Genomic DNA, 13,384 nt, shown 5'->3' on the forward strand with positions numbered 1-13,384 from the left:
CACACACGTTATTTCCCTATTATAATCGAAATGTGGAGGAAACGAAAAATCGCATGTGACAATGCCTCCTATTTACGGTAGAGTAGACTAGAAAAATGTTATAGGGATTGGGGAATCTACAAATTGGGGCAGGCTTTAAAACGATTTTTAGCTGGTACGGTGTTTATCACTTATTCACTATTTCTTATCTATTGGATGTTTTTTGCATATTTTCGGACAAAGGGCGGGGAATTCCGTTATAACCTAACGCCTTTTTCAACGATTAAAAATTATTTTACGTATTACGATCATTTTCCTTTACACATCTGGATCATTAATATCGCAGGTAATATTGGCGTTTTTATACCATTTGGGGTTGTGCTTCCCATTCTTTTTCCAAAGTTGTCAAATTTCTTTTTATTCTTTTTTGCATTTGTCATAGGTATTTTTTCTCTTGAAGTTCTCCAGCTTTTTAGTAAACTCGGAAGCTTTGATGTGGATGATATTATACTGAATACAGTCGGTGCTGTGATTGGGTTTATTTTATTGAAGATTTTAAGACGACGTAAAAAAAGGAGATGAGGTCAAATACCTCGTCTCCTTTAGCGATTGACAGATGCTGCCATTCGTACATATGTATGGCGTTTTCCACGAATCGCGATTGAATACGTCATAATGTTTTCAGGGATAGCGATGCCATGGAAGCCAGCATCCCCAATATGATAGATGTCGGCGCCTGCCATTTTACTTGTTAGTGCAATTTGGCGAATGGTTGCTTCATCGGCACCTTCCTGGCTTGTACCAATTGTTAGCATCACCAATGCACCTTTGGAATGAACAAAACGGACATTTTTTTCCGTTGTTTCAAGTGTGATTCCCGGAACGGTTCCAGGTGCTGGCATTAAAATTACATCTGCCCCAGCATCAACAAAGCTTTCTAATGCTGTATCGGAAATGATTCCACTTCCGGACTCATTGGCTACTCCCGCACCGTGCATTTTTCCAGCAATAATAAGACCTTCATTACCAAATACTTCACGTGCCTTCTTAATCGCAACGACAATTTCATTATTTGTAACACCCGTTTTCGGGTTTCCAGTTAAACAAACAAAGTCAAATCCCAGTTTTTTCGCTTCTCGTAAGGATTCCTCTGTTGCCAAGCGACCTTTTGGAAGTTGACTTAGTTTTTCAAGTTGCTGTGCATTGGGGTCAACAGGCTCTAAATTTAAGCCAATTGGTCTGCCGGTAAGCTCCTTTAGCTTTTCAACGATGGATTCACCCTCCCCAGCTTCAAATCCTTCTACAAAAGGAGAAAAAACATCAAAATAATTAAAAATCAAGAGATCGGCACCAAATGCTGACGCCATTTCGGCATTCGTTACGGCTGGATATATTGGCTGAAAGGAACCAATTACCTCTGATAAAATAACCCTTCCTTCAGAAGCCTTAATGGATTGTTTGAGATCCTGTCCGTTCATTTTTTGAAAATCTGAGGCTGTACAATCTAAAAGTCGTTTCATGATGAAACCTCCTACTATAATGTTCGAACCACTTCCACCTTATATTTATATCTATCACCACGGTAATATGATTTTACAAACTCGAGTGGTTGCTGATCCTCAAGGTATGATGTTTGTTGAAAATATAGAATAGGTGCTCCCACCTTAATTCCCAACGCAGATGCCTCACGCTTTTGGGCGGTCGTTGCTTCAAGCTCCTGAACCCCAGAAGTGATATGAAGCCCAATTTCCTCTGCATATCCAAATATGGAGCGCTCTGCCACTTCCCATGTTAGACCTGGCACAAGGTCTTGTGACATATAAAAAACCTCAAAAGCCATTGGCTGCTGGTCTGCAAGTCGTAATCGTTCAATTTTGTAAACCTCTGCCCCTATTTCCACCTTAAGTCGCGAGGCAATTAAAGAGTCTGCTTCTATTATTTTAAAGCTTAATACCTTTGTAGCTGGTTTAAGCCCTCTAGAAAGCATGTCCTCTGAGAAGCTCGTTAACTTCTGAGTATTCTTTTCAATTTTTTTTACAGTAACGAAAGTCCCTTTTCCTCGTACTCTTTCTAAATAACCTTCATTGACAAGATTATTGATGGCTTGTCTAACAGTCATCCTACTGATTTGAAACTTTTCTGCGTATTCTCTTTCAGATGGAATCATGTCGCCAGGCTTCAGCTCTTTTTTTTCGATTTTTTCACGAATTCCTTGCTCAATTTGAAAGTAAATAGGTACTGGTGAACTCTTCTTTATCACGATCAAAGCCCCTCTTTTTTTCATCATCCACTAATGAAAGTGCCTCTTCATCTGCAATAATCGTAACGTCAGGATGATTCTTTAAAACAGTAGCCGGAATGGTTTCTGTGATGCCCTCATTGATTACTTTTTCAAGAATTTCAGCCTTTGTTTTTCCTGAAACGAGCAATAGGATCTTTTTACTTTTCATAATGGTAGAGATCCCCATTGTAACAGCATGTGTTGGGACTTCTTCGATGCTATTGAAAAAACGCTTATTCGCTTGTCTCGTCGATTCTTCAAGTTCGACAACATGAGTTGCAGAATCGAAAGGAGTACCAGGCTCGTTAAAGCCAATATGGCCATTCACTCCGATCCCAAGTAATTGAAGGTCGACTCCACCTAAATCTGAAATGACCTGTTCATATTTTTGGCTTTCCTCTTCATAATTATTTGCCAGCCCGTTTGGAATATGGGTATTATCTTGATTAATATTGATATGGGAAAAAAGGTTTTCCATCATGAAATGATAATAGCTATTTGGATGGTTCTTATCAATTCCCAAATATTCATCTAGATTAACGGTATGAATGTTTTCATACGACGTATGATTTTGCTCGTGATCCTTAATTAATTCCTTATATGTGCCCACTACAGTACCACCAGTCGCAAGACCTAGTACCGAGTTTGGTTCTTCTTTTACTTGATGTGAAATCATTGCTGCTGCCAGTTGGCTCATTTCTTCAAAGTTCTTTACTGCTACAACTTTCATCATGATTCCTCCCTATTTTGAATACGCAAGTTTTCCACGACAAAACGTCATGATTACCTCTAATTGATCATTCACTATAACGATATCCGCATCCTTACCAGCCTTAATGCTTCCTTTTCGGTCAAAGACATTGATTTGCTTTGCTGGGTTAACGGCTGTCATCACGGTGATATCCTGTAGAGAGCAATCTGCGAATTTCATCATGTTTCGAACTGCATCATTTAATTTTAAAATACTTCCCGCCAAGGTTCCATCTTTTAATACAGCTCTTTCCTCATTCACAATTACCTCTTGGCCACCTAGATCATACGTTCCTGCACCAAGACATTTAGCACGCATTGCATCGGTTACAAGAATAGAGCCTTCGCTCCCTTTATTTTTATATGCAAATTTCACCATTTTAGGTGCAATATGAATACCATCGACAATCATTTCGCATTTGACTTCATCATGTAAAAGAACAGCACCTGCTACACCTGGCTCCCGATGATGAATGCCGCGCATGCCGTTAAATAAATGCGTAGCATGGGTAACTCCTGCTTCTATCGCAGCTTCAACCTCATCATATACCGCGTCTGAGTGACCTATGGAGGCCACAACGCCTGTGTTTTTCAAATGGGCTGTTAACTCAAGTCCACCTGGTTCTTCTGGCGCTAATGTCACAAGGCGAATATTGTCGCCTGATAGGGATTGCCATTTTTTAAACAGTTCCACATCTGGGTTAATGATATTGTCTGGATGCTGTGCTCCCGCTCTTTTCGGAGACAAAAATGGCCCCTCTAAATGTGCGCCTAAAATCTCAGCATTACCTGGATGTTGCTTCGTTATAAAATCAGCAATAGTCCCAATCGCATTCTCAATATCTTCTTTTGTCTTCGTCATCGTTGTTGCAAGAAAGCTTGTAGTACCTTCCTTTGGTAACATATTTGTCATTGTTTCTAATGCAGCAGGGCTTGCATCCATCACATCGGCACCGCCAGCACCGTGAATATGTAAATCAATCATACCTGGAATGAGTGAGTGTGAATCATCAAAAGTAATGACTTCGTCTTTATCGCTTGCTTGGAAGTCAGCCATTTGGCCAACCCTTTTTATCTTATCTCTATCAATTTCAATAAAACCTTTTTCAAGGATACCATCTTCGGAATATATAGTCAGATTTGTTATATACATATCAAGGACTCCTTTTATGTTTCTTAGTATAAGTATATCTTTAGTCGTGACTAGTTGTCTATACCACTATATGATTTGTTATTTTTCTTTACTTTTCCCATCTTATCATAAAATTATTGTTTTCCTAGTAAAGAAGGAAGGACCGTCCCTATGTGGAACAGTCCTTCATTTTTATTTTTCTTTACGAATTTTATGGACTTCGTCTGCAACAAATTGTACGTTTGTTCCTACAATAACCTGAATGCTGTTTTTACCAACAATGTTGATTCCCGGAACTCCAGTTGATTTAATTTTTTGCTGATCGACTTTATCCATATCTTTAACTTCTAAACGTAGACGAGTTACACAGTTATCAACTGACGTTACGTTCTCGTCTCCACCTAGGCCTTCATAAATTTGAGCTGCCATCGCCGCGAATCTTGTTTTTCCGTCTGCTTGAATGGCTTGACCTTCTTCTACATCATCTTCCCTACCAGGAGTTTTGATATTAAACTTCGTGATTAAGAAACGGAAGATTACATAGTAAAGAACAAAGAACACAAGACCCTGCAGCAATAGCATATATGGCATATTTGCTAGCGGTAATCGTGAACTTAAGACAAAGTCAACTAAACCTGCACTGAATCCGAAACCTGCAGTCCAGTGGAACGTTGATGCGATGAATAAAGAAATACCTGTTAATGCTGCGTGAACCACATATAATGCAGGTGCAACGAACATGAATGCAAATTCAAGTGGTTCTGTAACACCTGTAAAGAATGATGCAAAACCTGCTGCTAACATTAAAGAAGCAACTTGTTTTTTACGAGCTGTTTTCGCTGTATGATACATAGCAAGTGCAGCAGCTGGTAGACCAAACATCATAACTGGGAAGTATCCAGCTTGATACATACCCGTAATACCTTTTTCTCCTTTTCCTGACCAGAAGTTTCCGATATCGTTAATACCTGCAACGTCAAACCAGAATACAGAGTTTAAAGCATGGTGTAATCCTGTTGGAATTAATAATCTGTTAAAGAATCCGTAAAGTCCTGCTCCGATAGAACCTAATTCACTAATTCCTTTACCAAATGAAACTAATCCTGTATAAACCACTGGCCATACAAAGAAAAGAATCGCTGATGCGACAATCATCGCTACAGATGTCATAATTGGTACTAAACGTTTACCACTAAAGAATGCTAGAGCATCTGGTAATTGTACCTCACTGAAACGATTGTACATCGCTGCAGCAACTAATCCTGAGAGGATACCAATAAATTGGTTTCCAATTTTTCCAAAGGCCGCATTTACTTCACCCGGGTCCACCCCTTGAAGCATTGCAACTGTGTTTGTTCCAAGTAGCGTTGTAATAACAAGGTATGCAACCAGACCACTTAATGCTGCTGATCCGTCTTTATCCTTAGACATACCTAAAGCAACACCGACAGCAAATAAAATTGACATATTGTCAATAATTGAAGATCCTGCCTTGATTAAAAATGCAGCAATCGCGTTGTCTGCACCCCAACCAGTAGGGTCAATCCAGTAACCGATACCCATCAAAATCGCCGCTGCTGGTAATACCGCAACCGGTAACATCAATGAACGACCAATTTTTTGAAGATACTTCATCATGATGATAATTCCTCCTCTATTTTGTAGTTTTCTTCTTATCTTTGGCCCTCTAACATCTTAAAATAATCAAGAATGAATTCAACTATAGGCAACGCTTACACGTTAGTGTAACCAAAAGATAGGCAGAATACTTACCGCAACTCATTTTAACATCGAGGGGTTTAGTTGTCTATACCAGTTTTAATGAATTTATGACAAAAAATCAGCATTTTTATCTACTACAATATTACTAAAGGCGTATAGATGAAGGGATTTCATTATATTACACTAGGGATAAGCAATTGATTAGGAGGTATTCCATGAAACAAGGCGATAAAGTTGTTTATAATAACGATTTGTACGAAGTTCTATATGTTTATGAAAATGGAATGTATGAGATTAAACAAATGGAATTTCTCTTCAAAGTAGAACTTGTAAATCAGAATGATCTCATACCTTTTGCTTCTTAATAACAAATCCCTCCTTTCCAAAGGTTAAAAAAATCCATTGTTCGAAACAATGGATTTTACTGTGTTTCCCCTATATGTTTTTTAGTACAGCACGTACTGGACTCCCATCTGCTCCTTCGATAGGTAATGGGAGTGCAATTAATTCATAATCACCTGGTTCCACAACATCTAATACAATCCCCTCAAGGATATAAATGCCATGCTTATGTAGTTGATGATGGGCTTGTAATTCTTTGCTATCCAACTGATCTACAGATGGCGTGTCCACCCCAATTAATTGAATTCCTATTTCAGCTAGAAATGGAGCGATCTTTGGATTTAAGCTTGTAATCGTTGTCGGAAATCTGCTTCGATTTTCCCAAGAATTTGTGCGGATTAATAATCTTTTCACACCCCTTAAATCAAACCTGTTAAGGTCCTCGATTCCAATCTCGTTTTTTCCCGATACCTCAATTACTCGTGCTTTACCCACATATATGTCAAGTTCTAGTTCATGGACTTTTTTTCCATCATCATCAAAGTGGAAAGGTGCATCAATATGCGTTCCAATATGGGTACTTGTTGTGATTTTTCCTACATTAACTGTTGAAGCTTCCTTAATGGACCAAGATAGTTTGTATTCAAACGGAGTATCATTCGGCCATTCTTTTGTGGTATGACTTAGTGGCTGTGAAATATCAATGATTTTCATGTCATTCACCTCTACCTATATTTTCTTCCTATTAAGTATACGATTTTGGTCTAACAAATCTGTCATTTTATTCTTAACATAAATTAATATCTAGCGGAGATTCTAGAAATGTCTTCTCAAAAAGAAGGTGATGTCATGAGATTACAACCATTAAGGAGGATTATGATGGGAATATTAAGTGGAAATCCGAAGGAAGAACCCATGCATTATGGTGAAGTTTTTAGTGTATGGTCTCACTTATTAGCAGCAAAAGGTATGGTTTCTGCTTACCAGACGTTACTTAATCATACAGGTGATGACGATTTAAAGAAACTTTTGGAAGACATTATTGAAAATGGAATCAAACTTGAAATTGAAGAAGTTGAAACGCTGTTAAAGGAAAATGGAGTAGGGCTACCCCCTGCACCTCCAGAGCGACCTAATGCATGTCTTGAGAATATCCCTCCAGGTGCTCGTTTTCTAGACCCTGAAATTGCAGCTACGGTGTCTGCTGATATTGCTGCAGGTTTAGTTGCATGTAGTACGGTCATTGGACAATCCATTCGTGAGGATATTGCCGCAATGTATGGGCAATTCCATATGAAGAAAGCTCAGTTTGGTGCAAGAATGCTACGTTTAAACAAAGAAAAAGGGTGGCTTGTTCCTCCTCCACTTCATATCAATAAAGCTGAGGGATGCTAAAGATTCCTTGAAAGGCAGATCCAATACGGAGCTGCCTTTTTTTATTGGTAATTTTAACATTTTTCATTTGTGCTAACGTTCTGTCTGCCTCTCTCTTTAATTACCATCCATACTTTCTTAAGGGAAGTAGCAAAATATAAAAGTAAATCGAATCATGCAAAGGAGGAATTTAGATTGCAAAGATTTACAAAAACAGGTATAGCGATTCTAGGGTCTGCGATGCTTTTATTATCTGCCTGTAATAACAACAACGCGGCAGATGATACTGATACGAACCGTTCAGCAAACGTAGAGAATGTGAATAACGGCTATCTCATAAAACAAGACCGTCCTTATCGCACGACAACGTCTAGCGATAAGTATCCACATACCACAAGTGTTCAGAACACACAAGGTCAACAAAAATATTTTCGTTTCATTAACAAAAAAATCGTTGTGGGAACGCCAAACGGAACGAACGTAGTTCCGAATGGCTACAATCAATTTACAGGTGGCCCAAATAATGCGGTACCAGCACCAAACAATGTTGCACCGGCACCAAATTACCCAACAGGGCAAACGCCACCTGTTGAACAAAACCGTCAGCCTGCCACTCAGCAGCCTGCGACTCCTGCTCCAGCACCGGCAACGGGGGGAGTTAGTAATTTTGAAAGACAGGTAATTGACCTTACAAATGCACAGCGTAAGAAAAACGGTTTACCTGCCCTTCAGATGGATACAGCATTAAGCAAAGTTGCAAAGACAAAAGCAAATGACATGCAGCAAAAAAATTATTTTTCCCATACGAGTCCTACTTACGGATCTCCGTTTGATATGATGAGGGACTTTGGGGTATCGTACAAGACGGCTGGTGAAAATATTGCCAAAGGACAAACATCTCCAGAAGCTGTGGTAAATGCTTGGATGAACAGTGAAGGACATCGTAAAAACATCCTGAATGCAAACTTCACACATATTGGAGTTGGTCACCAAGCAAGCGGTAACTACTGGTCACAAATGTTTATTGGAAAATAAATTAAATTGGGGCAGACATAGTAATATGTCGCCCCATTATTTATTACTTCTTAATTTTCACAAATTTGCGCTTTCCGACTTGAACAATCATGTCGTCTGTAATTTCCACTTCTAAATGAATATCCTCCACTTTTTCGCCATTTAGTTTGACGCCACCATTTTGGATCATTTTCCGTGCTTCCCCTTTGGACTTTTGTAAATCCAACTGAACAAGTAAATCTATAATGGAGATTGAGTTTTCTCCTGACCAAGTGACTTCTGGAATGTCTTCTGGAATTACTCCTTTTTGAAAGACTGTTTTAAAATGATTTTCAGCTTGCTGGGCTGCTTCTTCACCATGATACATTCTCACAATCGTTCTACCAAGAAGCATTTTTGCATCACGTGGGTGAAGCGTACCATTTCCTATGTTTACTTTGATTTCATTCTTTTCTTCAAGAGATAAGTCAGTTACTAAATCAAAGTATTTTGCCATCATTTCGTCCTGGATAGACATCGTTTTTCCGTACATATCATTTGGTGCCTCATCAACGCCAATGTAGTTCCCTTTTGACTTGGACATTTTTTCAACGCCATCAAGCCCCTCTAATAATGGAAGAAGAATAACAACTTGCTTTTCTTTACCAAAATGTTCTTGTAAATGTCTTCCCATTAACACGTTAAAGTGTTGATCATTTCCACCTAATTCAATATCGCTTTCTAGCGCAACAGAATCATAGCCCTGCATAAGTGGGTAGAAGAATTCATGAAGCGAAATCGGCTTTCCAGTTGCTAAACGTTCAGAGAAATCATTTCTTTCAAGCAAGCGTGCAACTGTAATACTTGCCGCTAGGTTGATAATGTCCTCGAAATTTAAAGGTGATAGCCACTTCGAGTTGTAATGTAGCTCAACCTTTTCCATGTCTAAGACTTTTCCAAACTGCTCAAAGTATGTTTTGGCATTATGCTTTACTTCTTCGTCTGTCAGTTGTTTACGAGCAACAGATTTACCAGTTGGATCGCCGATTTTCCCTGTAAAGTCACCGATTAGAAGCTGAACGACATGCCCATTTTCTTGGAATTGTTTTAATTTATTTAACACCACCGTATGTCCTAAGTGTACATCTGGTGCAGATGGGTCAAGACCTAGTTTTACTTTTAGTGGTTGGTTGGTCACAATGGATTTGGCGATCTTTTGTTTTAGTTCATGTGCAGGAACTATTTCTTGTACCCCATTAGAATAGATGGCAAACTGTCTTTCTAGTTCTATTTTTTGTTCATCTGTTAATTGTTCAATAAAGTTCTCCATTCGGTTTTCCTCCTAGTATGTATTTTTTTAAATGATATGACTTTCTTATAAGGATTTTGGATTTAGAAAATATCGGTCAAGGACATTTCATATAGCATTGATGGACTTTAGTCTTTGAGACAACTGATTAGAGACATATTAGTCTTTGCTTAACCCGCTTTTGTCCGCGAGGTCGCCTCCCAAAGACACTTCTTACCACGCTCAACTTTCTTTTGTCTCCGAGATTACACTTCAGAGACATTTCAGGCTGCGCTTAACCTGCTTTTGTCCGCGAGGCCGCCTTTCAAAGACATTTCTTACCACGCTCAACTCTCTTTTGTCTCCGAGATTACACTTCAGAGACATTTCAGGCTGCGCTGGGACCAGTTTTTTCCGCGAGGCCGCCTCTCAAAGACATTTCTTACCACGCTCAACTCTCTTTTGTCTCCGAGATTACACTTCAGAGACATTTTAGGCTGCGCTTAACCTGCTTTTGTCCGCGAGGTCGCCTCTCAAAGACACTTCTTACCACGCTTAACTCTCTTTTGTCTTTGAGATAACATTTCAGAGACATTTTAGGCTGAGCTTAACCTGTTTTTGTCCGCGAGGCCGCCTCTCAAAGACACTTCTTACCACGCTCAACTCTCTTTTGTCTCTGAGATATCCCATCAGAGACATTTCGGGCTGCGCTGGGACCAGTTTTTTCCGCGAGGCCGCCTCTCAAAGACACTTCTTACCACGCTTAACTCTCTTTTGTCTCTGAGATAACATTTCAGAGACATTTCAGGCTGCGCTTAACCTGTTTTTGTCCGCGAGGCCGCCTCTCAAAGACACTTCTTACCACGCTTAACTCTCTTTTGTCTCTGAGATAACATTTCAGAGACATTTCAGGCTGCGCTTAACACGCTTTTGTCCTTGAGACACTTCCTCAATCCCCCCAAAAAAACATAAAAAACCACGCCCCTAAAAAAGGGACGTGGTTGCACGCGGTACCACCCTTGTTTGAAGATATCTATCTTCCGCTTCATTCGAATAACGGTTCGTCCGTTCTTTGCTAATTGCCGATTCGTGTTCACAAAGAAAGCTCAAGGAGGTAATTCGCAATTATCTTTGTTCCGGTTTTCACCAACCACCGGCTCTCTGCAACAGGGAGATAAGCTGCTACTGATTCCTATCATCACTTAATTATTTATTTATAATGGCTATTGTATCGAATCGTTCCAAAATTAACAAGTAAAAATCCACTTCCTTTTTTCGACATAAAAACAGAAGTGGATTGTAAGCGCTTTAATAACTATCGCTGTAAAATTAAATTTTCGGCAAACGTTATACTCTTTATTGTAACTGGAAGACTGCCTGCTGGAGTATTGAGTAGCACGTTATCATCCACTTTTCGCAACAACAATTGCCTTCCAACTGGTGATAAAAATGATATACACCCTGCATCCGGGTCCGATTGCTTTGGCAAACATATATAATAATCCTCTGTATCGTCATCTCCATCAAACATGACAGTCACCTTTGTTCCGATAAAAACCTTAGGTATAGGTCCAGATACTTCGATTTCCAAGTAGCTTTTAAGTTCATTGATATATGAACTAAGGAAGTTCTGATCCCTTTCCTTAAGCGGTGTGGAGGATAAATAGAGACTTTTTAATTCCTGAAAATTTGTGTCGATCAATTGGAGCTGCTCGGCAAAATAATCTTTATGGCTCATAGTAGATATCCTCCTTGCTAGGATCAAACACCTTGCAGAATTTCATTAAAACCTGCATTTTTTATTTCCCCTTCCTGTTTTTGAATATAAAAATGTAGACCTTCCTCTAATCGAGAAAGGCCTACCATACATTTCCAATTATATCATAGTTATATTAACAAAATCTAGTTATCTCGTAATCTGTTCATTCGACAAAGTTTGGACTTTTGCGGTATACCATTTATCGTTTTTCGGTTAGGTGATACCGATAATCCTGTTTGCCGCGGTATATCATATATGATATTGCGGAAACACCATAAAAAGCAGCTACCCAAAGATAGCCGCCTAATTGCTTAATTCAATGTTACTTATGCAACAACAAGTTTAATTTTATTATCAGAAGGATCCTTTGTAACTACGACCCCATCCTCTTCTTGGACATATGCGCCGATTTGCTTTAAGTTATCGACGGTTGTTTGTAAGTCATTTTCGTTTGGCAATACAAGTGTGAATAACTTAATGCCAGCACTATTGTCAGATGGTGCTGATGCACCTACGCCATTCCATGTGTTAAGTCCAATGTGGTGATGGTAGCCACCTGTTGAAATGAATAATGCCATGCCTCCATAACGGCAGACAACATCAAAACCAAGTCCTTTTGTATAGTATTCTTCCGTTTTTGCTAACTCAGACACATGCATGTGAATATGTCCCATTACTGTACCTTCAGGAAGTCCAGTCCATTTTTCACCATTTGCAGTAGCAAGTACACCTTGGCCGTCAAGAGGTTCTGTTACCATTTTCACTTCGCCATTCATCCATTCCCATTCTGTATCAGGACGATCTCTGTAAATTTCAATGCCATTTCCATCTGGATCGTCTAAATAGAGAGCTTCACTCACCGCGTGGTCAGATGCGCCAATTCGTATATTATTTTGGACCAAGTGATATAGTATTTTTCCTAAGTCCTCACGTGTTGGTAAAAGCAACGCAAAATGGTAAAGTCCTGTTCGGCGTGGCTCTTTTGGAGTAATGTTTTCAGGCTGCTCAATGGATAATAGTGGTGTTTTACCATCAGCAGTTAAAAGCACCTTCTTGTCAGATTGCTCTAATACTTTAAATCCAATGATATTTTGATAAAATGTTAACGAACGCTGTAGGTCAGTTACTTTTAGTTCTACTAGGCCGACAAATGTATATGGTGGGCGTTGATATTTCATTTTCGTGTGCCTCCTAAGTTTATTTAGTCACTTACTTTATGTAAGTAATTATATTTTTATAATTAAATTATGTCAAGTAAGTTTATTATTTGTTACAATGCGCTATAATATATTCATAGGGGTGATGGAAATATGGATACAAATGTAATTTGTCCTAAATTCGAAAAAGCTATGAGTTTAATTGGGCAAAGGTGGACAGGACTTGTCATTTACCAACTTCTCTCCGGTCCAAAGCGTTTTTGCACGATTGAATCTTCAATCGGAATCAGTGGAAGAGTCCTTTCAGAAAGACTTAAGGACCTAGAAAGCCAAGGTATCGTAAAACGACATGTATACCCGGAAACCCCTGTACGTATCGAATACACATTAACGGAAAAAGGGATGGCCCTCAAACCTTTAATGGATGAAATCCAAAAATGGTCGCAGGACTGGGTAGAAATAGATTCATAAATCATCAAGTTTAAGCAGATTGTATTGAAAGCAATCTGCTTTTTTCTTTCATAAGCCTCAGGTCTTATTTGGAAATATATCGGTAGTGCGTTACACGAACCCCTCTCTCCATTTATGATAGGGATAGAATAAATAA

The 13,384-nt window shown here is 39.1% G+C and carries 14 protein-coding genes and 1 other annotated feature; of the genes, 5 read left to right on the top strand and 9 right to left on the bottom strand.

The features are described from left to right. Nucleotides 1-123: 123 nt before the first annotated feature. A complete protein-coding gene (locus RGU12_RS12070) occupies nucleotides 124-561 on the top strand; it encodes a VanZ family protein (protein ID WP_309536372.1) in 438 nt (145 codons plus the stop codon). A 20-nt stretch (nucleotides 562-581) separates the two neighbouring features. On the opposite strand, the gene RGU12_RS12075 is transcribed toward RGU12_RS12070, so the two are convergent. The 5 genes from RGU12_RS12075 to nagE form a co-directional block, all read right to left on the bottom strand. Further along, nucleotides 582-1,499 (bottom strand): DUF7916 family protein, encoded by a 918-nt coding sequence (locus RGU12_RS12075; RefSeq protein WP_116354572.1) that lies wholly within the window; start codon nucleotides 1,497-1,499, stop codon nucleotides 582-584. A gap of 14 nt (nucleotides 1,500-1,513) precedes the next feature. Beyond that, entirely contained in the window at nucleotides 1,514-2,239 is a 726-nt protein-coding gene (locus RGU12_RS12080; RefSeq protein WP_116354571.1) for a GntR family transcriptional regulator, read from the bottom strand. Continuing rightward, the gene (nagB, locus tag RGU12_RS12085) at nucleotides 2,196-2,990 is read right to left on the bottom strand and encodes a glucosamine-6-phosphate deaminase (protein WP_309536373.1); all 795 of its coding nucleotides are present in this window, start codon (nucleotides 2,988-2,990) and stop codon (nucleotides 2,196-2,198) included. The genes RGU12_RS12080 and nagB overlap by 44 nt, the downstream gene beginning before the upstream one ends. Before the next feature lie 12 nt (nucleotides 2,991-3,002). Further along, complete coding sequence (gene nagA, locus RGU12_RS12090; protein WP_309536374.1) at nucleotides 3,003-4,163, bottom strand: N-acetylglucosamine-6-phosphate deacetylase; 1,161 nt, start codon at nucleotides 4,161-4,163, stop codon at nucleotides 3,003-3,005. Between the two features lie 171 nt (nucleotides 4,164-4,334). After that, nucleotides 4,335-5,780: an N-acetylglucosamine-specific PTS transporter subunit IIBC gene (nagE, locus tag RGU12_RS12095; protein ID WP_309536375.1), complete on the bottom strand. Its 1,446-nt coding sequence runs from the start codon at nucleotides 5,778-5,780 to the stop codon at nucleotides 4,335-4,337. A gap of 299 nt (nucleotides 5,781-6,079) precedes the next feature. Here nagE and RGU12_RS12100 point away from each other — a divergent pair, with 299 nt between their 5' ends. After that, entirely contained in the window at nucleotides 6,080-6,229 is a 150-nt protein-coding gene (locus RGU12_RS12100) for a hypothetical protein (RefSeq protein WP_189655342.1), read from the top strand. Between the two features lie 70 nt (nucleotides 6,230-6,299). Here RGU12_RS12100 and kynB read toward each other — a convergent pair whose 3' ends face one another. After that, nucleotides 6,300-6,920 (bottom strand): arylformamidase, encoded by a 621-nt coding sequence (gene kynB, locus RGU12_RS12105; RefSeq protein ID WP_309536376.1) that lies wholly within the window; start codon nucleotides 6,918-6,920, stop codon nucleotides 6,300-6,302. 165 nt (nucleotides 6,921-7,085) lie between these two features. Here kynB and RGU12_RS12110 point away from each other — a divergent pair, with 165 nt between their 5' ends. Together RGU12_RS12110 and RGU12_RS12115 are read left to right on the top strand one after the other, a co-directional pair. Beyond that, a complete protein-coding gene (locus RGU12_RS12110; protein ID WP_309536531.1) occupies nucleotides 7,086-7,601 on the top strand; it encodes a DUF3231 family protein in 516 nt (171 codons plus the stop codon). A 174-nt stretch (nucleotides 7,602-7,775) separates the two neighbouring features. Then, on the top strand, nucleotides 7,776-8,615 hold the full coding sequence (locus RGU12_RS12115) for a CAP domain-containing protein (RefSeq protein ID WP_309536377.1): 840 nt from the start codon (nucleotides 7,776-7,778) through the stop codon (nucleotides 8,613-8,615). A 43-nt stretch (nucleotides 8,616-8,658) separates the two neighbouring features. Here RGU12_RS12115 and tyrS read toward each other — a convergent pair whose 3' ends face one another. From tyrS to RGU12_RS12130, 3 genes are all read right to left on the bottom strand, one after another. After that, on the bottom strand, nucleotides 8,659-9,903 hold the full coding sequence (gene tyrS, locus RGU12_RS12120) for a tyrosine--tRNA ligase (RefSeq protein WP_309536378.1): 1,245 nt from the start codon (nucleotides 9,901-9,903) through the stop codon (nucleotides 8,659-8,661). A 946-nt stretch (nucleotides 9,904-10,849) separates the two neighbouring features. Beyond that, nucleotides 10,850-11,069: a binding site (T-box leader), on the bottom strand. 107 nt (nucleotides 11,070-11,176) lie between these two features. Then, complete coding sequence (locus tag RGU12_RS12125; protein ID WP_309536379.1) at nucleotides 11,177-11,599, bottom strand: GreA/GreB family elongation factor; 423 nt, start codon at nucleotides 11,597-11,599, stop codon at nucleotides 11,177-11,179. A 347-nt stretch (nucleotides 11,600-11,946) separates the two neighbouring features. Next, nucleotides 11,947-12,798, bottom strand: coding sequence for a VOC family protein (locus RGU12_RS12130; RefSeq protein WP_309536380.1), 852 nt, complete (start codon nucleotides 12,796-12,798; stop codon nucleotides 11,947-11,949). 132 nt (nucleotides 12,799-12,930) lie between these two features. Between RGU12_RS12130 and RGU12_RS12135 the strand changes: the two genes are divergently transcribed. Continuing rightward, nucleotides 12,931-13,248: a winged helix-turn-helix transcriptional regulator gene (locus tag RGU12_RS12135; RefSeq protein ID WP_309536381.1), complete on the top strand. Its 318-nt coding sequence runs from the start codon at nucleotides 12,931-12,933 to the stop codon at nucleotides 13,246-13,248. Nucleotides 13,249-13,384: the final 136 nt, after the last annotated feature.

The organism is Ferdinandcohnia sp. QZ13 (assembly GCF_031324165.1).
GTDB lineage: Bacteria > Bacillota > Bacilli > Bacillales > Bacillaceae_L > Ferdinandcohnia.